At 75.1% G+C, this 635-nt stretch carries 1 protein-coding gene; it reads left to right on the top strand.

The window, feature by feature from the left end; translation table 11 throughout:
- A partial coding sequence (locus FNQ90_RS25920; RefSeq protein ID WP_182608528.1) for a serine/threonine-protein kinase occupies positions 1 to 635 on the top strand: 635 nt, incomplete at both ends.

Genomic DNA, 635 nt, shown 5'->3' on the forward strand with positions numbered 1-635 from the left:
GTCCCGACCTCGCCCTGGTGATGGACCTCGTGCGCGGCCCCGACCTCCGGACCCACCTGCGCGAACACGGCCCCCTGGCCCCCGGTGAGGCGGTCGCGATCGTCGCCGACATCGCCGCGGGACTCGCCGTCGCGCACGCCTCGGGCATCGTCCACCGCGACGTCAAGCCCGAGAACATCCTGCTGGACACCGACGGCGGGCGACCGGTCGCCCTGCTCACGGACTTCGGGGTCGCCCACCTCGTCGACGAGCCCCGCCGGGGCTCCGGATCGGGAGTCGTCGGCACCCCCGACTACATGGCCCCGGAGATCATCGAGGGACTTCCCTCCCGGGCCCCGGTGGACATCTACGCCCTGGCCACCGTCCTCTACGAGCTCCTCGCCGGGTTCACCCCCTTCGGCGGCGGCCACAGCGGCGCCGTCCTGCGCCGTCAGGTCACCGAACAGGCCGCCCCGCTCCCGGGCCTGCCCGACGAGCTGTGGCACCTGCTCCAGCAGTGCCTCGCCAAGTCCCCCGCCTCGCGGCTGCGGGCCTCCGAACTGGCCGCGCGACTGCGTGAGATCCTCCCCGGACTCCAGGGCCTGCCCGCACTGGAGGTGGAGGCCGGCCCCGCCCCCGGCGGCGTGCCCACCGCC

The sequence above is a fragment of the Streptomyces alkaliphilus genome (assembly GCF_014141535.1).
Classification (GTDB): Bacteria; Actinomycetota; Actinomycetes; order Streptomycetales; family Streptomycetaceae; genus Streptomyces; species Streptomyces alkaliphilus.